Here is a 19,651-nt window from a genome sequence, read left to right on the forward strand (position 1 = left end):
TTTTTTGTTTTGCGGGTCAGAACCGTGCCTCTGCCGCTGCACTTGCAACCTACTTGTAAGCCCCGTTGATCAACACTTGGCGGGCAAGTTCAAGGGTGGAACCTCTAGCCCTTACCGCGCACTCACCGATTCAGCCCGTATCGGCGCCTAGGCACGCAGCAGCTCCTCTCGGGCAGCCTGCGTGTTGGCGCCGACCGAAAATTGACCCACCTATAGGCGTTATGCCGACCCAAAACTGACCCAGGTGTTCTACTACTCCTGCCTAATCATTAGGCGGGAGAATTAATAGGTGATCACCATGGAAATGTTAGGCCAAGTTCGACGGATGCACCTGCGCGACAAGCTGTCGCTGCATGAAATATCGAAGCGCACGGGGCTGTCCCGCAACACGCTGCGCAAATGGATCAGGAAGCCCGCCGAGGTGGTTGCACCGCCACGCTACGTGCGCGGCAGCGCGCCCAACAAGCTAACGCCTTATCACGCCACGCTGGAACAGGCACTCAAGGCCGATGCCCATCGCATAAAGCAGAACCGCCGCACGTCCAAAGCCCTGTTCGAGCAGATCAAGGCCGAGGGCTACGCTGGTAGCTATAGCCGGGTCACTGATTTCACCCGCGAATGGCGCGGCCGGGAAGGCAATGGACCCCGTGCCTTCGTCCCGCTCAGTTTCGAGCAGGGCGAGGCCTTCCAGTTCGATTGGAGCGAAGAAGGCCTGGTCGTCGGCGGGATCTACCGGCGCATGCAGGTGTCGCACCTGAAGCTGTGCGCCAGTCGGGCGTTCTGGCTGGTTGCCTATCCCAGCCAAGGCCATGAGATGCTGTTCGACGCCCATACCCGTTCGTTCGCTGCGCTGGGCGGCGTGCCGCGCCGGGGCATCTACGACAACATGAAGACGGCGGTGGACAAGGTCAACAAGGGCAAGGGCCGGATCGTCAACGCACGCTTCGCCGTGATGTGCGCCCACTACCTGTTCGATGCCGATTTCTGCAACGTGGCATCGGGGTGGGAGAAAGGCGTGGTTGAGAAGAATGTGCAGGACAGTCGCCGGCGCATCTGGATCGAAGCACAGACCCGCAAGTTCGCCTCATTCGTGGAACTGAACGCGTGGCTCGGCCAGCGGTGCCGTGCGTTATGGGCCGAACTGCGTCATCCCGAGTATCCGGCCCTGAGCGTGGCCGACGTATTGGAGCAGGAGCAATCGCAGATGATGCCCATGCCAACGCCATTCGATGGCTACGTCGAAAAACCAGCGCGGGTGTCCAGCACCTGCCTGGTGACGGTGAGCCGAAACCGCTACTCAGTGCCATGCGAGTTTGCCGGCCAGATGGTGAGCGCGCATCTGTATCCGGGCCGGGTGAGAGTGGTGGCTGGCGACGCGGTGGTCGCCAGCCACGAACGTATCGCGGAGCGGGGACAGGTGTGCTACGACTGGGAACACTACATCCCGCTGGTGCAGCGCAAGCCAGGTGCACTGCGCAATGGAGCTCCATTCGCCGACCTGCCCGTGCCGCTACTCAGGCTCAGACAGGGGTTGCTACGCCATGCAGGCGGCGACCGGGTGATGGCGCAGGTGCTCGCTGCTGTGCCCATAGCGGGGCTGGCAGCAGTACTGGTGGCCGTCGAACTGGTCGTCGAGTCCGGCGTACTCAGCGCCGAACATGTCGAGAATGTCCTGGCGCGCCTAAATGCCGGGCCAGTACCAGCATCGGTCGAGACCAGCTTGCAGTTAAAGGAGGCGCCGGTAGCTAACACCGGCCGCTACGACACGCTGCGTGCGAACGCTGGCGTTCATGACGTCATGGAGGCCGGTCATGCATGATATCGCCGTCGAACTCAAAGTACTTCGCCTGCACGGCATGGTCAGCGCCTGGGCCGATCTCAAAGACCAGGACGACAGTGCGCTCGCTGCATCACAGTGGCTGGTCGAGCATCTGCTGCAAGCCGAACACACCGACCGCGCCATGCGCTCGGTCAGCCACCAGATGTTCGCGGCAAAGTTCCCCCTGCACCGCGATCTGGCCGGATTCGATTTCGAGTCGTCCAAGGTCGACCAGGCACTGGTGCGCCAACTCGCCACCATGACGTTCACGGACACGGCACAGAATGCTGTGCTCATAGGTGGCCCCGTCACGGGCAAGACGCATCTGGCGACCGCCATTGCCGTCGCGGGCATCGCCGCCAAGGGCAAGCGGGTTCGCTTCTACTCCACTGTCGACCTGGTCAATGTACTGGAGCGGGAGAAGCGCGATGGCAAGGCCGGCCGACTGGCACTGTCGCTGCTGCGGATGGATTTGGTTGTCCTCGATGAACTCGGGTATCTCCCCTTCAGCCAGGCTGGCGGGGCCTTGCTGTTTCATCTGCTATCGAAGCTGTACGAGCACACCAGCGTCGTCATTACCACCAACCTTAGCTTCGCCGAGTGGTCGAATGTGTTCGGCGATGCGAAGATGACAACGGCGCTGCTTGACCGGTTGACCCACCACTGCCACATCGTGGAGACGGGGAATGAATCCTACCGGTTCCAGCACAGCAGCATGACTGCCAAGGGCCGAATCAAGGCGAGGGAGCAGAAGCGCAAGGGCGGCGTGGCTACGGGAAGTGACGATGAAAACGGATAAAAATCACCTGATGAACTAAGGATATAAACCGTTTATATAATTAAATCGTAAAAGAAAAACCGAAGGGGAATCCGTTCCGGGCTACGCCCTCCACGGATTCCCCTTCTTTATTTGGTACACTTATCCACAGCTGCTACTCAAAAACGCAGCGTCCCGCCCTGGGTCAAATTTGGATCGGCGCGGTGGGGGTCAATATTGGATCGGCGCCAACACCCTGTTCATCGAACTACCCGAACGGCACGGTCCCAAAGCGCGTGCAACTTCGTCGCGGCTGGGCCTAAGCTCGTGATGAGCGTCTGAGCATGGGCACGCGGCGCCGTTCATGCTACCTTTCGAATGTGGCTTCGCTTGATCAAGCTTCGAGCCGGCTTGAAACCTGAGGACGTTTACCGCATCGATCAACGCGGTGGCGGAATTCAGTTGCTGCTCGAGTGGTCTGCACCGTGGAATCCGAGTCCTGGGTCGAAGGCCTGTTGGACCAAGATTCGGGCTGAAGGAGAGGCTTCTCTGGAGAAAATCGCGACGAAGCACTCCGCCAATCTGACCTGATCGAAGATGAAGGAAGGCTGGCAGATGGTAAGCCCTCGCTTGTCTTGCTGTCCGGTGCTATCGATCCGCCGATGCTGCTCACATGCAAAGTGTTTCGCCGTGTTGGGGGCGGCAGGAATGTGCCCAACAGGCGGGGATAGTTCTGGGAGTGGCTCGGTGGAGCTCCTTTAGGCCCATAATTGACGCTGATCGGCCGCGTCAGCGGCCCTGGTAGGTTTTTGTGGGGTCACGGAAGCGGGGGAGTTGGCACAACGATCATCGCCTTCAGCGCTATCAGCTTTTGGGCCACGCGCTGGTTGGACGAAGATTCGAAGATATGGTGCGCCGACATCAGCACAGCAGTGATTTCGCCTTCTGTTCCCTGTCCGACGAATCCATTGCCGCCATACATGACGACGTCTGAGCGCTTTCTCCTTACGACTAGGCCACATCGGCACCCGATCGAACTCCTTGACGTGCAGGTTATCGCTGCTGAGCTGCTTGCTTTGCAGGAAAATGCGCCAGCCGCCCTGTGCGAAGAGCTCGGCAACTACATCCATACGGTACTCAGCGCCAGTACAGAGGCAATAACTGGCCCCAGTTAGCAGCGACTATTGCGCGGTGGTGAAAAAATAGGGACGATTCATTCCATGATGTATCAAGTATTTTGCCCCGCTAAGCATTTATCCACGCAGTGCAAGTCCCTAGAATCATTACGAAGCAAGGCAAGGAGGCAACCGCCACCTAACCTAATAAATAACCAGGAGCCCATCATGTCTATACTAGAGAACCTCGCCGCGCGCGGCCTGACGCTGCCGAATCCACCCCAGCCTTTGGGCAGCTATACCGCCGTCAGCCAGGCTGGCGATCTGTTGTTCATTTCGGGCCAGTTGCCACTGCTGGATGGCAAAGTGAAGTGGCAGGGTGCGGTGGGCAAGGACCTAACGCTGGAAGAAGGCAAGAAAGCGGCGGAGCTAGCCGCGTTGAACGTGCTGGCGCAGATTAACGCGTACCTGGACGGATTCGAGCGCTTGGACCACATCGTCCGCGTTGAAGGCCACGTCACCAGCCCGCTGGGTTGGCTGCAGCAGCCTGCCGTGCTGGACGGCGCGTCCGATCTGTTTGCCGGCGTATTGGGCGAGAAAGCCGGCCATGCCCGAGCCGCATATTCCGCAGTCCAGCAGCCAGGCAATGCGGCCGTCATCCTGGTCGTGATCGCCCAGATCAAGCCAGCCTGATCAAGAGTGCATTCCTGGAATGCGCGGACGATCTTTCACCAGCTGGGCGACGCCTATCGCCGCTATGCGAGCAAGGACTTCGCCCCTGCATCAGCCATGATGCCGGCCAATCAGAGGCCGCAATTCCCTCCTTGAGAAATCGCCGCGACGCTACCTCGACTATGTGGTTGCTAGGGAGTTATCTCGCATTATGGGATTACGATCATATTGCAATAACCCGGTTTGTGTGCGATGATGCTGGTCACGATGAAAGGCAAAGCGCTTTGATCGTAATCTATCTACACCGCCAAATCTAAGGAAATTACCATGAAAAGCATTGAAAAAGTCTTGTATACCGCCGTAGTAGAAACCTCTGCTGGCGGCCGCGACGGCGTCGCCCGCAGCACGGACGGCCGTTTGGATATCGCTCTGTCGTCGCCGGGCACCAGCGGCACCGGCACCAACCCCGAGCAACTGCTTGCAGCCGGCTGGTCCGCGTGTTTCCTGAGCGCCATCCGCCTGGCATCGCAAGCAATGAAGGTGGAGTTGCCCGCTGATATCGGCATGACCACTAACATCGATCTGGGCACGAACGATGATGGATATCAGCTGCAAGCACAGCTGCAGGTTCGTCTGCCCGGCGTACCGCGCGAAGTGGCGCAGCAAATGGTGGATATCGCCCATGCAAGCTGCCCATATTCGAAGCTGAGCCGCGGCAATATCGACGTGACGATTACCATTGTCTAATTGATAGCCAGGATGAGACCCGATGGGTTTCATCCTCGGGCGGGTCGAAGCCAGCAGTACATGATCCTGGCTGTGCAGAGAGCGGGCACCGGCAGCGTGATCGACCCGCCAAAGTGGCTTGACATGAATATCACACATGAACTGTGGGTCCCATGGACACCGTTGACCGCGTCGATCTCTGTAACTACTTCGCCTCCCGCAAGGCGGCGCGCCTGATTACCAAGCTGTACGAGCAGCACCTTGCGCCGAGTGAACTGACCAGCCCGCAGTTTTCCCTGCTGGCACATCTGGACGAGATCGGGCAGGCGCTTATCCGCGAGCTCGTCGATGTGCTTGCAACGGAGCGTTCGAGCATCGTGCGCGCGCTGCAGCCGCTTGAAAGAGAGGGGCTGGTCAAGCATGGCGCCGACACCCAGGGTACGCGCCGCAACATCGTCAGCCTGACGAAAAAAGGACGGATCGCCTGATGGAGGCGGTGCCGTTGTGAATGGCGGCACAGGCGGAGTTTGAAAGCAAATTCGGCAGCACCCTTGCGCAACAGATGTGGGCCTCGGTCAGCTGCCTCGAAGGCTAGTTTTTTTTCAGTAGTCGTTGCTGTACAGGCGTCGTGACGATCACGGCGATTTTTTACTTTAATGTGTGTATATGCACATGTCGCATTGCGACAATTTTTGCCTCGATGCACGTGATCGCACATGTTGACCAGGCATTCAACTCGATAAGGACTCAAAATGGCACACCCCACACTTGGCACCGCATTGATCACCGGCGCATCGACAGGCATCGGCGCGCTGTACGCGCAGCGCCTGGCCGCGCGCGGCTACGACCTGATTCTGGTGGCGCGCAACGCCGCGCGTTTGCATGAACTTGCAGAGCAGTTACAGGCCAGCGCGGGCCGCGTCGTGCGCGCCGTCAGCGCCGACTTGACCGATGCGGCCGATGTCGCCCGCATTGAAACGCTGTTGCGCGAAGACACCAGTATCACCATGTTGGTCAACAACGCAGGTGTCGGTGCGACCGGGCCCTTGCTTGCGTCCGATGTGGAAAAGATGGAGCAGCTGATCAGCTTGAACGTCACGGCGCTGACCCGTCTCACCTACAGCGCCGCACCAGGCTTCGCGGCGCGCGGTCTCGGCACCATCATCAACATTTCATCGATGGTCGCGATCGCGCCGGAAGTGCTCAACGGTGTGTACGGCGCCAGCAAGGCCTTTGTTCTAGCACTGAGCCTGTCGCTGCACCATGAACTGCACGCAAAAGGCGTGCGTGTACAGGCCGTGCTGCCAGGCGCGACGGCAACCGATTTCTGGGACCTCGCCGGTACACCCATTGCGTATTTGCCGAAGGAAATCGTGATGCGCGCCGACGCCATGGTGGACGCCGCGCTGATCGGCCTGGATCGGGGTGAACTGGTCACCATTCCCGGCCTGCACGATGGCGCGAAGTACGACGCCTTCGAGGCCGCCCGCCAAGCCATGCACCAGGAGATGTCGGCGTCCGTGCCGGCGCCGCGCTATCAGACAAGCGCCTCGGCGGCCTGATCCTCAACCAGTGGTGATTGTCGGTGGGTATGAAGCCTCAGCTTGGCCACCTGCACACAATGGCCACATTACATTATCCGATGGCGGTGGCCGCATTGGCCAAAGCCGCCCATTTACCCAAGCGGACGAGCCTGCCGCTGGTGACGCAGCGCTGCGTAATAACATGCCCTTCATTAACATTTAACGGACCGTTCGACACCGCGCTGTTTGACAGCGTTGCGAGCGAATTCGACAACCCCGATTACGTCGCGGTCCGCGCTCATGCCTGGCTGGGACGGCACGCGCCGGCCGATCCGGCGAGCGCCCCCGATCCAAATTACGCATCACTACAAAAGAAATTCATCGGGCCGCCGGCCGTCGCTGTGGCAACCGTCAACCTGGGCGGTAGCGCCAGCGGTACCGCACCTGCGACTGATCCCGCGATCGCCGTGCCCGAGCTCCCCGCCCGCCGCGTGCTAGCAGGCGTGGGCCACCACGTCCCATTCGAAGCGCCCCATCCTTTTGCGGATGCCGCACTCGAGCTAGTTCGCGCCGGCAAGTGGCGCACCTGAATTCCCAATTAATCCATTCATTCGGAGACAATCATCATGAGTATCACAAGCAGCAGCAAGCATCAAACCCTGCCCGTCGACCAGTTGCGAGTCGATACCTATACACACGGTATCATCGGTCCAAGCCAGCCCATGCTCGGCCCACTGGCCGACGGTGGCCGTTTGCTTGCCGGTACCCCACCCGGCTGCTGGGGGCCCATGATCACGCCGTCCTTCCAGGGCGGACACGAAGTGACCCAGCCAGTTCGTATTGCTGGCGCCGAAGTCGGGGACGCCGTAGCGCTGACGATCGAGCGCTTGCGGGTCACATCGATTGCCACGTCATCGGGGGTGATGCAGTTTGTGGACGGCCGCTACCATGGCGACCCCTTTGTCGCAAAACTGTGCTCGGCTTGTGGCAAGGAACATCCTGCAAGCCATGTCGACGGTATTGGCGCAGATGCGATCCGCTGCAGCGAATGCGGCGCCGAAGTGAGTGCCTTCCGCTTCAGCCATGGCTATGTGATGGTATTCGATCACGACAATCAAATTGGCTTGACGGTCGGGCAGGAGGTCGCCAATACCCTCGCGGGCCGGGCCAGTGAGCTGTCCATGCTGCCCGAACAGGCACAGCAGCATTCAATCCTCGCGCTCGCCCGTGCCGACATTCCCGGCGTGGCCTCACCAATGCGGCCGTTTCTTGGCAATATCGGCACGACCCCGGCGCGCGATCTGCCGGACTCTCACAACTGCGCCGACTTCGGCCAGCACCTCATTGGCGCGCCGCACCGGTATGGCGTGAGCAAAGAAGAACTCGATGCCGCCCGCACGGACGGCCACATGGATACCAATTCGGTACGCGAGGGCTGCATATTGATCTGCCCCGTCAAGGTGCCAGGAGCGGGTGTCTACCTAGGCGACATGCACGCACAGCAAGGCAACGGCGAGATCGCCGGTCACGCGACCGACGTCAGCGGCGAAACCGAGCTCACTGTCGAAGTCGTAAAGGGGCTGCAGATCGACGGTCCGATCCTGCTGCAGAATCTGGAAGACCTGCCACCGCTGGCGCGCCCGCTTGATGCTGAACAACGCCGCCACGTGCGCGCGCTGGGCGCCCGCTGGGGCCAAGAGGCGATCGAAGAGAATGGCCCGGTCACCTTTATCGGTAGTGGCAGCAATCTGAACGAAGCAACCGCCAATGGCCTTGCACGTGCCGCGAAAGCGCTTGGCCTGCCCTATGACGAGGTTCTGAACCGCGCCACCATTGCCGGCTCGATCGAGATCAGCCGCCTGCCAGGGACTGTTCGGGTCACGCTGTTATGTCCGCTGACAATTCTCGATCGTATCGGCATCGGCCATCTGGTGCGCCGCAAGTACGCACTTTGACCGGTTTGATTCCTTAACAGTACACGCAACAATTTTTTTATCGACCATAGCCATGATCTCCATTTCCCCCACCAGCTTTGCCGACCACGCCGGTCGGATGATCCCCTCTTCCGTGCTGCTGTTGCTGGCACGGGTCTCCTCCGCTTCGATTTTCTTCCTGTCCGCTCGCACCAAGGTCGAGGGGCTGTTCACCATCAAGGCAGGCACCTACCAGCTATTCCAGTACGAATATGCGCTTCCTCTGCTTCCACCGGAGTTCGCTGCGCAGTTGGCGACGGTGTCCGAACAACTGTTTCCCCATGCTTCTACTGCTCGGTCTGTCAACGCGGCTGTCGGCCGTGGCACTGCTGGGCATGACGGCCGTCATTCAGCTGTTCGTATACCCGGCCGCGTGGCCCACCCATCTGAGCTGGGTGGCGCTGCTGTTGCCACTGGTCGCCAGAGGTCCCGGGGCTTTTTCCTTGGATCATCTGCTGAAACCGCTTCCCGTGTTGCGGAACCAGCGTAACGGCCAATGAGCCGCAGCGTTCATCAGCCCGGCACAGCATCCGGGTGCTGAGGAAAGCGGTTGAGTTCCCAGCATTCAATAAATTCATCGGCGCTTATTACAGCGCTGAATCTTTAAATAAGTGAGGTTTGTCATGCACGAAGCACCTAAATTCCACACTCAACCGGAAGCCGACACGCTCGCCTCCCTCGGTGTCGCTGCGGTCGCGGAGGCCATCCGCAGGGGTGAACTTTCCTCTGAGTCGTATGCAAGCGCATTATTACAGCGTGCGCGAGACCATGCCGATCTGAATTCGTTTATTACGATCGACGAAGAGGCGGTGCTGAAAGCTGCCCGAAATGCTGATAAGGCAATTGCTTCCGGGGCAAGCGGGCCACTGCTCGGCGTGCCGGTTGCGATCAAGGATAGCTATCTGACGGAAGGGCTTCGTTCAACTATCGGCCTGGCCACTCTGGACAGTTATGTGCCAGCACATGACGCCGATGCGGTGCTGGCAATCAAGGACAGTGGCGCCATTGTTTTCGGTAAAAACAATCTGGTGGAAATGTCCTTTGGCCTGACCGGTGAAAACGCAACCTATGGTCAAGCAAAGAATCCCCATAATGTCGACTACGTCTCAGGTGGCTCTTCCGGCGGTGGCGGTGTCGCCGTCGCCGCGTGCCTCGTGCCGGCGGCATTGGGTGGTGATACCATCGGCTCGATCCGCGTGCCGGCATCGTTCTGCGGTGTGGTTGGCTTTAAGCCCACCACGGGCCGCTGGCCGCGTGGTGGTGTTGTGCCAGTCTCGCATACGCTTGATACTACCGGCGTGTTGGCCCGCAACGTGGAAGACTGCATCCTGTTCGATCGTGTAATCACGCGGGACGAGACCCCTGATAGCCGTCCGCATACCGATGATGTTAAGGGCATAACGCTGGCCCACGCGCCGCATCAATACATGGAGCTCATTGCCCCTGAGGTTGCGGTTCGGTTCGAAGAAACCCTCCGTCAGTTGCGTGATGCTGGCGCCAATGTGGTGGAAGTTAATCTCGGAGGAGATTTCACCGGCCGTGCCCTCTCTGCCACATGGCATATTTTCTTCCGTGAGGCCAAGGTAGCGGTCGAGAGATTCATTCGTCAAAACAATGTGCCCACGACCTTCGAGGATATCTTCGATGGTCTTAAGCCAGGGCTCAAGAACGTATGGTCCCATCTTGTTCTGCCGAACGGTCAGGGGTACATAACGGACGACGTCTACAATACGGCGCTGTCGGGCGAACGCGCAGAAATCAAGCGCCGGTATGCCCAGGCATTCTTGAGCAGCGGTGCCGAGGCACTCATCCTGCCTACAACCCCCACCACGGCGCCAATGATCGGGCAAGAGGACAGGATACTGCTGGGTGGCGAGGAAAGGAGTCACACGGTACTCGCCAATAACACGATTCCCGCAAGTGCGGCTGGCCTGCCGGGCATTAGTCTTCCGATCGGCTTATCGGGTAAGGGCTTGCCCATCGGTCTTGAACTTGACGGTCCTTGGGGTCGAGACAGAGCGCTGCTGTACCTTGCTCGCCGGGTGGAAGCTGTGGTCGGCAAGTTAGCGGCGCCCCTCTAGGCGCAGCTTGAAAATTGAACGTTCCCTCTTCCGCAGCCGCAGCTTGATCTGCCATGCCAACGCTGGGCCTGTCGGCCATGACCGCCAAGATCGATCTTGCCGATCGGGCCTGCTTTACGAGAGACCTCTTGGATGATGAGACCCATGGGGTCTCATCATCCGACTTTCACTTAAGCGATCGTAATCGCCACATCGATGTTGCCGCGGCTCAGCTTCGAGTAAGGGCAGTTTGCATGGGCAATATCGACCATCTGTTGCGCACCTTCAAGCTTTCATCGTGTCCAAACAGGACGCCGGAAACACGGGCATTCCTTTAAAGTATGAGTGTACTGTGATAATATAAACGTCATGCAAAGTATTGATCTGCCAGATACTTTGCATTTTTACATTTTTTATGAGGGACGATTAATGCGTTACGAGAAGGGCCGCAAGGATGTAACCCGAAATCACATCATCGAGGTAGCGTCGCGGCGCTTTCTCAAGGATGGCATTGCGGCCTCCGGGTTGGCTGGTATCATGGCTGATGCCGGACTTACCAATGGCGCCTTCTACCCGCACTTCGATTCCAAGGAGTCACTGGTAGCGGAAGTCGTTTCCCGCATTCTCGACCTGCAGCGAGCGACGTTCACAGAGAAAATTGAGCAGGGTGGTATCGAGGAAGCGATCCGTTACTACCTCAGCATGGATCACCTTGAGCAGCCTGCCTTGGGCTGCCCCTCCGCTGCTTTCGTCCCCGAAATAGCGAGGGCATCAATTGCGACGCGTGCTGCTTTCCAGTCCGGGCTGAGTAAGGATATCGGCGTATTGGCCAAGGAGTTGCCTGGACTGGACCGAGATACCGCACTCCAGCAGGCCACCTCCCTTTTCAGCCTGATGCTCGGCACGTTACAGATCGCACGAACTGTCCTCGATCCCGACGAGGCGCGGAATCTCCTGAAAAATGGTGTGGAGAGCGCTTTGCAACTGATCAGGATGCGACGCGCAACGGCAGCAGGACAGTAAATACCAATTGATTCGGCTTCGAAGCCTGTTGCGCTGCCCTTACGGCAGCGGCCGCGCGATAACGCAGCAGCACGGCACGTTGAAACAGATTCAGGAAGGCATGCAGCTCTCGACGCCCTTGCGCCGCATCACGCCGCGCAGGCCGGCACGGCATGATGCGTTCGACAGTGCCCTGGGCGCATAGCCGCCCATGTTGGCTTGCCAACCGCGCTCAATACGAGGGGCCAGCACCTCGTCACTTTTTGCACTACTGCGCAAGGCCGGATGCCGCTGCGGCCTAACGCCAGTAGCCGGCCCGGTAGTGAGTAACGTTCTATCTCGCGCCGAAATCTTTAAGCCCCGTGAAAACGGCGTTCCTGCGTTTTGCCACCGTACCCGTAAGCAGCCGCTCTCACGTCCTGGACATAGATATAACTCTCGTCATGTAGGTTCCCAAGAAGCTTGCCAAAGGCGTCGAACGCCTCGCGAATATATTGCGCCTTCTCAGCTTTGGTGTTGGTTTCATCAGTAATTTTGATATCGAAATAGACGCTGGTCTTGCCCTGTTCAGCGAGCGATTTACCGCCGACAACCCAATCTTCCGGATCGACATAGTCGATTGCGATCGAAGTAAGGTTTGGATCTTTGTGAAGCACGCGCGTTGTGAGCTCCAACAGGATGTTCGAAATGGTGGTTGTCATTTCTTTGGATTTGACTGCGCTGACTTTGACGTTGAGGATGGGCATACAAACTCCATTGGTTAGTTCAGCAACTATCGGAATAAATCGTTCATTCAAGGGCTGAAAGAACACCTTAATTGTAGTGATCGCGACTGGATCTGACAATTACCCCGGTTTGAAGCCTGTGACTGTCAGTTTAAATTCAGCTGTTAGTGTGGTGGTTTCACCTCCACGCCTCCTTTCTGTCGATTTGGGTTTGCATCGGCGTGCGTCCGCACTAATCTTGCCTGGAGGTCAGAACGTCGTCCGCCGCGGCCTGGCAGGGGTCGATCACTCAATCAATTGCGGTGCATCTACCCATAACACCGCCCACCATTAGCCGTGAGATCAAACGTATGGCAGTTCGGCAGGTTACGTTGCCACCGGCGAGCACTTGCACTGTTTCGGAAAGCGGCTCGAGCGCGCGCTGCCGGGCGCTGACGATCACTGAGCTTGCCTGGTGGGAGTGATGTTCGCCTTCAGAAGCTTGCATCTTATTACGCGATGTAACAAGAATTGTCCTTCTCGCCTTGTTTGTCAACGCGTCGAGCAAGGATTACGGCCGTCTGCGGTGGAGATTTATGCAGTGCTACTGCTATTTTCGCTACTCTGCTACAGCGCTGGCGGTCGCGTGCATGAAGGCCCGGTCAAGGTACGTCGCGCGTCGCGCTTAACTCTTCCGCTACTGCTACTTCCGCTACGCTGCTACCCGAAATTGTCATTTTTGCCGTTGACGATTTTTCCAGCCGCTGGTAGGGTCGCCGTCACATCAAAACGGGAACGGCGGCATGACTATCAACGAAATTTCCAGTATTGGCGAATTGGTGTTCTACCTGAGCGGGTTGACCCAGCGGACGTGGACTACATTTGAGTTAACCCGTGAGATCATTCGCCTTCGTCTCCCTGTCTACGCTTCGGCCCCGCTTGGTGCCTTGATCGAGTCACGCCGCCGCGATGACAACGGGGCGCTGGTGGTCACTCCGCAGCCTTCGATGTCGGCGGATTACGTAACGCTGTTGCAGGACGAAATCGAAGAACTGGCCCGAAGTTCCGGTCCGCGAATTATCACGGATCGACCAGCTTGGCAGCGGGGCACGGCCCCCTTCCAGTCGTGGGACCGCATCACCGCCTTCCGGGCCGCGAACCACCGCGTTCTTGACTATTGGGAAGTCGAGCAAGGCGAATGGATGGGCCAGTCCGACGAGTACTTTTTTTCGGAGCTGATCCAAATTACTGCCGACTCGATCCTGTACGTCCCGAGCTTCGCCATCGCCGAGCTGCTGAAAGCGGACAGCAAGCGCCAACAAGCCACGATGACGCCTACGCCTAACCAGATGGTAGGCGGCGAAGCCATCCCAACGGCTGGCACTCAACTCATCGCCGAGGAGTCGCAGGACAACGTAGCGCCCGCCCTTGAAAAGGACGACGCAGGCGCAGACCCCAGCCGTGACGTTGCCGTTCGCGGGATCACCAAGGATCAGGTCATCACTGCATTCGGCCGTCTCACCAAAATCGGCCTGTCTAAGGCCCTGGCAAATGGAAAAGGGCTGTTCGGCAAGGGACACGCAAAGATCACCAGCGGGACCAAGGGAGGGCGCCATGCTGCGTTATGGGACCCGGTGATTCTCGCCGTTGGATTCTATGAAAATTATCGGGCGCCTCGCGCGCACTTGAATCGCGTGTTCACGGACAACCACTTCTTGGCCCCTTGGCGGGAGGACTGGCAGGACAAGGCGGAAGACCTCATCTAGTCGGCCGTCGGCATCGTTCGTGGCAGTGGCAAGTGGCCTGCCACGCGACGAAATGCCACAGCCAAATGCCATTCAAATGCCACTGGCGCCTCCGCAAACCCGCATGACTCCGTGGTATTAATACCTGCCTCTCAAGGCCTTTGGGTGCGGTATTTAAATCTGCAGACTCCCCCACCCACTCAGGAGTTTCAGATGCATCAAGTTTCAAACCCCGCTTCAGCTTCCGATGCGCCTAACGGCCCTTGCGCAACCTTGCATCAAAACGGCTTCATTCCCCTCAGCGCCGAAATTCGCGTCACCATCAACACCGATGAGGCAGCCTTCCACCTCGGCCGTAAACCCCAAACCCTCCGTAAGTGGGCGTGCTACGAGGACGGCCCGCTCCGCCCCGTCCGCATCAATGGCCGCTTGGCCTGGCGCATCGGCGACATCCAGCGCGTGCTGAACGAAGGGAGCGCAAAATGATCGCCTCCCACGAAATGCACGTCGCCGAAGCCGTTGAGGGCTCAATGGAGTCCTTGGTGCCGGTCACGGCCAATGCTGAATCGCTCGCAACGCTGGCCGACCTCGACGCCATGTCGGACCCCATCATGGGTACGGCAGCCAACCAGCACGCAATGGCCTCTGAGACTGACGTGATGCCACAGCAGGCTCTGTCCGATGAACCTGAAGCCGCATCGGCTACGGCAATCGCGTCGGCCCCGCCCGTTGACATGTGGGACGTGGACGAAAATGCCCAATGGCCATGTCCCCGTTTGGCCGGGAGTGCCTGTATACCGGCACGGCGGCGGTCGAGATCGAAGCGATGACCAAGGTGGACGGCAAAGCTCCAGTCCCTGCTCACGTTGAAAGCGCGGCAAGCGTCGCCGTGACCGCCGCGACCGAAGATGACGACGTGAAGCAGGTACAAGTGGCGCCAGTTCTGGCCGACGAGCCAGGTGTTGATCCAGCTACGCCCATCTCGCCAGAATCGGGCGCGGTAGACACGTTGGGCACGGGCATGGACGAAACCACCGCCCTGACCGCAACCGTCGCCGAGTCCGAAATCACAGCCACGGCGCCGACCCCGAGCAAAGCCGAAGAGCTGACCCCGCCGCCGCATGCTGAAAGTGCGGCGAGCAGCATGGTCGCCGCGTTGGACGAAGATCCCCGCCATAGCGATACTTTCAATGGCGCCACCACTAAGGACGTTGCCATCACCATGTGGTTCAAATACAGCAGCATGGCGAACTACGGCATCGCCACCGGCAAACCGGTAGGCAGCACGGGAAAAATGCTCGTGGTCGTTGACATCGACTGGTACAAGCCGCAAACGCGGCAGACGGTGGAGGACCTCAATCTGGCCGGCTACTTGTTTCCCGATACCGCTGAAGTTCTGACCGGCGGTGGCGGTCGCCACCTGTACTACCTTGCCGAGATCGGCACTAAATTCGCGGGAACGCTCGGTGACGGCATTGATTTCAAAGGCATCGGTGGTTATGTGGTCGGCCCCGGCAGCATGCACAAGTCCGGCACCCGGTACGACTGGGAGGCATCGAGCGATTTCTTCGACGGTCAAGAGATCGCCGACTTGCCGGCGTGGGGTTACGATAAATTTGGCAAACGGGCTGCCCTGGTGTCGTCCACTGCGTCGTCAGATTGCCCCATGGCGAAATGCGTCGAAGAAGTCTCCGACGCAGAAATGGCAGCATACAAAGCAGACCTCGCACTGATCTCGCCGCTGGAGTACGACACCTGGTGCAAAGTCTTGATGGCTTTGAAGAGCCGCAGCGAATCGGAGCAGATGTTCGACTTGGCTGACTGGTGGAGCAAGAAGGCAGGCTATAAGGGGACTGAGGCCGTCCGCAAGAAGTGGGACCGCGTGTCCGCCGATGGCGCGACTACCATCAAAACCATCAAGTTCCTCTCCGATGCAGAGCGTAGTAAGGATGTGGACATCAGCCGCCTCTTGACCGAGCTGGACCGCAAGCCGGAGGACGAAGACATCGAGTGGCGCGAACCGGAACCAATCGCATCGAGCGATCCTGCTCGTGAGTACCCGCTGGATGCGTTACCCATGATCATGCAGGAGGCCGTCAAGGAGGTGCAGGACTACGCAATGGCCCCGATGGCGCTGGTCGCCTGCTCGGCACTCTCCAGCCTCTCCTTGGCGGCTCAGGGCCTGTATGACGTGCAGCGTGATGTGGGCCTGACCGGCCCGATCTCGCTCTACCTGCTCGCCATCGCGGAATCCGGGGAGCGCAAGAGCACGTTGGACACGTTTTTCATTAAGCCAGTGCGCGAATATGAGACGGCTTGCCTGGCTGCCGCAGGTCCGGAGCTGTTGAAATTCAATGCCGAATCGCTGGCATGGGAAGCGAAAAAGAAGGGGATTCTGGATCAGATCACCAGGCTCGTTTCTAACGACAAGGATACATCTGCCGCCGAAAAGAACTTGGCGTCGCATACCGCCGCGCAGCCCGTGGCCCCGGTCATTCCTCGCGTCATTTACAGCGATGCCACCCCGGAAGCATTGACGCGCGGCTTGGGGGCTGAGTGGCCGTCGGGCGGGGTCATCTCATCCGAAGGCGGCGCGGTATTCGGCGGGCACGGCATGAGTAAGGAAAGCCAAATGCGCAACTTGGCAACGCTCAATGAGCTTTGGGACGGCAAGCCAATTCGCATCGACCGCCGCACTTCCGCGTCATATACCTTGTCCGGCGCGCGCCTCACGGTCGCAGTGCAGGTGCAGCCCGCTACGTTGGGCGCATTCATGGAGGGTTCCGGCCCGTTGGCGCGTGGCTCGGGCTTTATCGCGCGGTTTTTGCCCTGCTTCCCGGAGTCCACCCAAGACACGCGCGCGTACAAGAAGTCACCGCCCAATTGGCCGCTGTTGGACCGCTTTCGTATCCGCATCGCGGAGCTCTTGGCGACCAATCCCGTGATCGAAAACGGCGCGCTCAAGCCTACCATGCTCTATTTGAGTGATGACGCGATGACCGCATGGATCGATTTCTACAACGAGATCGAGGTCCAGCTCGGCAATGGCGGCGACCTGCGGAACGTACGGGACGTGGCGAGCAAGACGGCCGACAACGCTGCGCGCATTGCGGCGCTCTTTCACGTCTTGGAAGACGAAGCCGGCACGATCAGTGAGATTCACATGCGCAGCGGGGCATGCTTGGCCAAGTGGCATTTGAACGAGTCCCAGCGTGTCTTTGCCGGCGGTATCGCGTCGGCAGGTCATAGCGATGCCCAAAGGCTGGATGACTGGATTGCCGGGTACTGCGAGGAAAACGGCGTGGCTGAGCTGCCGACGCGATCCGTTAGTCAGTACGGCCCGTCAGCGTTGCGCAAGAAAGCTGCACTGACCCCGGTGCTGGATGAGCTGGAACGCCTCGGCCGCATCAAACTCGGTGCGCGCGGGCGCACCGTCCATCGCAACCCGGCGCTGCTGCGCTAGCCGTTATGGCGACCGGCTGGTGCCGGTCTCGCTACTGCTAACCGTGCGACCGGCGCTGCGTCAAAACCGGCACATGGTGATCAGTAGCAGTGGCAGCAGGTGCAGCAGTAGCAATGCCCGACGTTACCGCGTCGGGCATATCCTCCCCCTCCACCCGCTATGCCACCGCCTTCAACACGGCGGCTTCTGGCTTGAATACGATCCCCGCCTCTTGCAGCATCCACGTCTCCAATTTTACATGCCACATGCGCAGCAGATCGAGCGGCCGGTGGCGATAATGTTTCTCGGCGATGGCGCTCGGTTTATGACCCATGATTTGGGCGACTACGCCTGCCGGAGTTTCCGTCCATTCGGCCAGCGAGCCGAACGACCGCCGCAGGCCGTGCAGAGTCAGGTCAGGCAAACCTGCCGCGACAAGCGCACGCTTATGGCCAGGTGTAGGTTCGGCGAGTTGTCCATTTGAGGATGACGGGCTGGAGAATACCCATGGATCATCCTTGCGGCGCGGCAAGCTGGCCAACAAGTGCTTCACATAGGGCGTCAGCGGAATCGTCCGCTCGCCCTCCACCTTGTCACGAATAGTCATACTGAGCCACTGGAAGTCCACATCGTCCCACTGCAACGCGCCCAACTCGCGGCGGCGCGCACCAGTGAGCAGTAAAGCCTGCAAGTACGCCGACTGCACCCGATTACTCATCTTGCAGACCGCCGTGAACCAAGGCGCAAGTTGCTCACGTTGGAGGCTGTCGCCCCCCTTGGCGTTCGTGCTAGGCAGTTCATCACGGACTTGCTGGGCCTTGCATGCGCCCGTGGGGACTAGATTGGCATATTCCGCCTGCGAGTCGCACCAGTTCACAAATACCGAAAGCAAGCGGAAAGCCAATGCCGCCTGGGTGGGCCGAGTGGTGGTTTCCGCAGCCAACCAGGCGGCAATGCGTTTTCCGGTCAGGTCAGCCAATCGGACATCCAGCATTGACGCCAACGGTCCCGGCTCGGTCATGCCCTTTCCCCTGACTTTCTTAACACCACCTACGCGGGCTACGTTTTCATGGTCACGAACATGCCATTCACTCCAGCCCTGCTTTCCGCCCTTGCGCTTAGCGTTGCGGCGCGCTGCGATGTAGACTGCCCATGCCGCTCCGAGCGTCACAGATTCCCGCCGATCTTGCAGGATCTTCGCCGCCGTCTCGGCGGCCGCTAAGGCGTCGGCTTTGTCGATAGCTGCTTGCCGCGCCTCACGGGCATCTTGAGCTGCCGCTAATTCGTCAGCCTGGATTTGGCGCGGGTCCTTACCCGCATCGATGATCGTCTGTAATCGACGCGCCTCTATCTGCGCAGCCTTAATCGACCACGTTCCGGGCTTGCCAATGGTGATGCGGATACTCTTCCCATTAAGTTTCGACTGGAACACATACCCTTTGTCACCACGGGGCGTGGCACGCAATCCCAACCCTGGCGCCTTGGTGTCCCAAATAAATGACTGCTTCGGCTTCTTGGCGTCCCCAGGAGCGGGCTCGGGACCGGGGTCGCATTGATGCCCCTCCACCACCGATGCAATGAATTCAATTTTTGCCATTTACACACCTTTGCCACAACATCAAAACTTGTAAGCTACTTGTAACCCGCTTTGAGTATAACAAGGCATGTTTGTCAACACAATAACAATGGCAGATAATTTGTAAGCCATTGATTTATAAAGACTATTCAATGAAATTAATATTGGCAAACGGCAATATATGCCGTTTAGACAGGATTGTGATTCCTGTTGTCGTGGGTTCGAGCCCCATCAGCCACCCCATTGCCTTACATGCGCAGTAACGAAAATGAGCCACCCTTGAGGTTAATGCCGTTCAGTTAAGACTGAACGGCATTTTTATTTTGCTGTTGTAAACGCCGGGCATCGCTGTTAACCTTCGTCGCGATGTTCGACGATACCCTTCACTTCCTGGCCAACCATCTCGAGTTTCCGGACTGGAAGAGGCTGGGCGAGCATTTGCCATACGAGTGGATCGAGCAAGCGATCCTGAGTACGGATGCAGCCAGTATTCGGCATCGGCGCTTGCCGGCTGAGCAGGTAGTGTGGCTGATGGTG

At 59.0% G+C, this 19,651-nt stretch carries 17 protein-coding genes and 2 pseudogenes; 15 read left to right on the top strand and 4 right to left on the bottom strand.

Translation table 11 applies throughout. The annotated features are described in order from the left end of the window. The first annotated feature begins 298 nt into the window (after window positions 1-298). Both istA and istB read left to right on the top strand, forming a co-directional pair. Window positions 299-1,819: an IS21 family transposase gene (gene istA / locus HHL21_RS18020; protein ID WP_169468432.1), complete on the top strand. Its 1,521-nt coding sequence runs from the start codon at window positions 299-301 to the stop codon at window positions 1,817-1,819. Next, window positions 1,812-2,618, top strand: a complete 807-nt coding sequence (gene istB / locus HHL21_RS18025; protein WP_169468434.1) for an IS21-like element helper ATPase IstB — start codon at window positions 1,812-1,814, stop codon at window positions 2,616-2,618. The genes istA and istB overlap by 8 nt, the downstream gene beginning before the upstream one ends. 775 nt (window positions 2,619-3,393) lie before the next feature. On the opposite strand, the gene HHL21_RS18030 is transcribed toward istB, so the two are convergent. Further along, complete coding sequence (locus HHL21_RS18030) at window positions 3,394-3,558, bottom strand: hypothetical protein (RefSeq protein ID WP_169468436.1); 165 nt, start codon at window positions 3,556-3,558, stop codon at window positions 3,394-3,396. A gap of 361 nt (window positions 3,559-3,919) precedes the next feature. Here HHL21_RS18030 and HHL21_RS18035 point away from each other — a divergent pair, with 361 nt between their 5' ends. The 8 genes and pseudogenes from HHL21_RS18035 (at window position 3,920) to HHL21_RS18070 (ending at window position 10,666) form a co-directional block, all read left to right on the top strand. Then, a complete protein-coding gene (locus HHL21_RS18035) occupies window positions 3,920-4,384 on the top strand; it encodes a RidA family protein (protein ID WP_169468438.1) in 465 nt (154 codons plus the stop codon). A 306-nt stretch (window positions 4,385-4,690) separates the two neighbouring features. Continuing rightward, window positions 4,691-5,110 carry an organic hydroperoxide resistance protein gene (locus HHL21_RS18040; RefSeq protein WP_169468440.1) on the top strand — a complete coding sequence of 140 codons (420 nt, stop codon included), beginning with the start codon at window positions 4,691-4,693 and terminating at the stop codon, window positions 5,108-5,110. 152 nt (window positions 5,111-5,262) lie between these two features. Then, window positions 5,263-5,577 carry a MarR family winged helix-turn-helix transcriptional regulator gene (locus HHL21_RS18045; RefSeq protein WP_169468442.1) on the top strand — a complete coding sequence of 105 codons (315 nt, stop codon included), beginning with the start codon at window positions 5,263-5,265 and terminating at the stop codon, window positions 5,575-5,577. A gap of 264 nt (window positions 5,578-5,841) precedes the next feature. Further along, a complete protein-coding gene (locus tag HHL21_RS18050; protein ID WP_169468444.1) occupies window positions 5,842-6,651 on the top strand; it encodes an SDR family NAD(P)-dependent oxidoreductase in 810 nt (269 codons plus the stop codon). 29 nt (window positions 6,652-6,680) lie between these two features. Further along, entirely contained in the window at window positions 6,681-7,202 is a 522-nt protein-coding gene (locus HHL21_RS18055) for a hypothetical protein (protein ID WP_169468446.1), read from the top strand. A gap of 36 nt (window positions 7,203-7,238) precedes the next feature. Then, a complete protein-coding gene (locus tag HHL21_RS18060; protein ID WP_206085882.1) occupies window positions 7,239-8,567 on the top strand; it encodes an acetamidase/formamidase family protein in 1,329 nt (442 codons plus the stop codon). Between the two features lie 97 nt (window positions 8,568-8,664). Then, a pseudogene (locus tag HHL21_RS18065) lies at window positions 8,665-9,085 on the top strand (DoxX family protein). Between the two features lie 123 nt (window positions 9,086-9,208). Further along, window positions 9,209-10,666, top strand: a complete 1,458-nt coding sequence (locus tag HHL21_RS18070; protein WP_169468448.1) for an amidase family protein — start codon at window positions 9,209-9,211, stop codon at window positions 10,664-10,666. Window positions 10,667-10,836: 170 nt separating this feature from the next. On the opposite strand, the pseudogene HHL21_RS22220 reads toward HHL21_RS18070, so the two are convergent. Then, window positions 10,837-10,926, bottom strand: a pseudogene (locus HHL21_RS22220) (peroxiredoxin); the annotation flags it as partial. Window positions 10,927-11,014: 88 nt separating this feature from the next. On the opposite strand from HHL21_RS22220, the gene HHL21_RS18080 reads away from it, so the two are divergent. Further along, the gene (locus HHL21_RS18080) at window positions 11,015-11,668 is read left to right on the top strand and encodes a TetR/AcrR family transcriptional regulator (RefSeq protein ID WP_229496564.1); all 654 of its coding nucleotides are present in this window, start codon (window positions 11,015-11,017) and stop codon (window positions 11,666-11,668) included. A 332-nt stretch (window positions 11,669-12,000) separates the two neighbouring features. Here HHL21_RS18080 and HHL21_RS18085 read toward each other — a convergent pair whose 3' ends face one another. Then, window positions 12,001-12,393 carry a tautomerase family protein gene (locus tag HHL21_RS18085; RefSeq protein ID WP_169468452.1) on the bottom strand — a complete coding sequence of 131 codons (393 nt, stop codon included), beginning with the start codon at window positions 12,391-12,393 and terminating at the stop codon, window positions 12,001-12,003. Between the two features lie 761 nt (window positions 12,394-13,154). On the opposite strand from HHL21_RS18085, the gene HHL21_RS18090 reads away from it, so the two are divergent. From HHL21_RS18090 to HHL21_RS18100, 3 genes are all read left to right on the top strand, one after another. Then, window positions 13,155-14,117 (top strand): hypothetical protein, encoded by a 963-nt coding sequence (locus HHL21_RS18090; protein WP_169468454.1) that lies wholly within the window; start codon window positions 13,155-13,157, stop codon window positions 14,115-14,117. A gap of 192 nt (window positions 14,118-14,309) precedes the next feature. After that, window positions 14,310-14,582 carry a helix-turn-helix domain-containing protein gene (locus HHL21_RS18095; RefSeq protein ID WP_229496566.1) on the top strand — a complete coding sequence of 91 codons (273 nt, stop codon included), beginning with the start codon at window positions 14,310-14,312 and terminating at the stop codon, window positions 14,580-14,582. A gap of 274 nt (window positions 14,583-14,856) precedes the next feature. Then, a complete protein-coding gene (locus HHL21_RS18100; protein WP_169468456.1) occupies window positions 14,857-17,559 on the top strand; it encodes a DUF3987 domain-containing protein in 2,703 nt (900 codons plus the stop codon). A 157-nt stretch (window positions 17,560-17,716) separates the two neighbouring features. On the opposite strand, the gene HHL21_RS18105 is transcribed toward HHL21_RS18100, so the two are convergent. Beyond that, window positions 17,717-19,135 (bottom strand): tyrosine-type recombinase/integrase, encoded by a 1,419-nt coding sequence (locus HHL21_RS18105; RefSeq protein WP_169468458.1) that lies wholly within the window; start codon window positions 19,133-19,135, stop codon window positions 17,717-17,719. A gap of 345 nt (window positions 19,136-19,480) precedes the next feature. Here HHL21_RS18105 and HHL21_RS18110 point away from each other — a divergent pair. After that, window positions 19,481-19,651 (top strand): transposase domain-containing protein (locus HHL21_RS18110; RefSeq protein ID WP_206085888.1); only part of this gene is annotated, 171 nt, incomplete at its 3' end.

Origin of the sequence: Massilia polaris (assembly GCF_012927275.1) — a bacterium.
Classification (GTDB): Bacteria; Pseudomonadota; Gammaproteobacteria; order Burkholderiales; family Burkholderiaceae_D; genus Telluria_A; species Telluria_A polaris.

Coding starts and splice junctions, on each gene's coding strand:
- istA (WP_169468432.1), top strand. CDS start 299: ATGGAAATGTTAGGCCAAGTTCGACGGATGCACCTGCGCGACAAGCTG.
- istB (WP_169468434.1), top strand. CDS start 1,812: ATGCATGATATCGCCGTCGAACTCAAAGTACTTCGCCTGCACGGCATG.
- HHL21_RS18030 (WP_169468436.1), bottom strand. CDS start 3,558: ATGTATGGCGGCAATGGATTCGTCGGACAGGGAACAGAAGGCGAAATC.
- HHL21_RS18035 (WP_169468438.1), top strand. CDS start 3,920: ATGTCTATACTAGAGAACCTCGCCGCGCGCGGCCTGACGCTGCCGAAT.
- HHL21_RS18040 (WP_169468440.1), top strand. CDS start 4,691: ATGAAAAGCATTGAAAAAGTCTTGTATACCGCCGTAGTAGAAACCTCT.
- HHL21_RS18045 (WP_169468442.1), top strand. CDS start 5,263: ATGGACACCGTTGACCGCGTCGATCTCTGTAACTACTTCGCCTCCCGC.
- HHL21_RS18050 (WP_169468444.1), top strand. CDS start 5,842: ATGGCACACCCCACACTTGGCACCGCATTGATCACCGGCGCATCGACA.
- HHL21_RS18055 (WP_169468446.1), top strand. CDS start 6,681: ATGAAGCCTCAGCTTGGCCACCTGCACACAATGGCCACATTACATTAT.
- HHL21_RS18060 (WP_206085882.1), top strand. CDS start 7,239: ATGAGTATCACAAGCAGCAGCAAGCATCAAACCCTGCCCGTCGACCAG.
- HHL21_RS18070 (WP_169468448.1), top strand. CDS start 9,209: ATGCACGAAGCACCTAAATTCCACACTCAACCGGAAGCCGACACGCTC.
- HHL21_RS18080 (WP_229496564.1), top strand. CDS start 11,015: ATGCAAAGTATTGATCTGCCAGATACTTTGCATTTTTACATTTTTTAT.
- HHL21_RS18085 (WP_169468452.1), bottom strand. CDS start 12,393: ATGCCCATCCTCAACGTCAAAGTCAGCGCAGTCAAATCCAAAGAAATG.
- HHL21_RS18090 (WP_169468454.1), top strand. CDS start 13,155: ATGACTATCAACGAAATTTCCAGTATTGGCGAATTGGTGTTCTACCTG.
- HHL21_RS18095 (WP_229496566.1), top strand. CDS start 14,310: ATGCATCAAGTTTCAAACCCCGCTTCAGCTTCCGATGCGCCTAACGGC.
- HHL21_RS18100 (WP_169468456.1), top strand. CDS start 14,857: ATGGCCATGTCCCCGTTTGGCCGGGAGTGCCTGTATACCGGCACGGCG.
- HHL21_RS18105 (WP_169468458.1), bottom strand. CDS start 19,135: ATGGCAAAAATTGAATTCATTGCATCGGTGGTGGAGGGGCATCAATGC.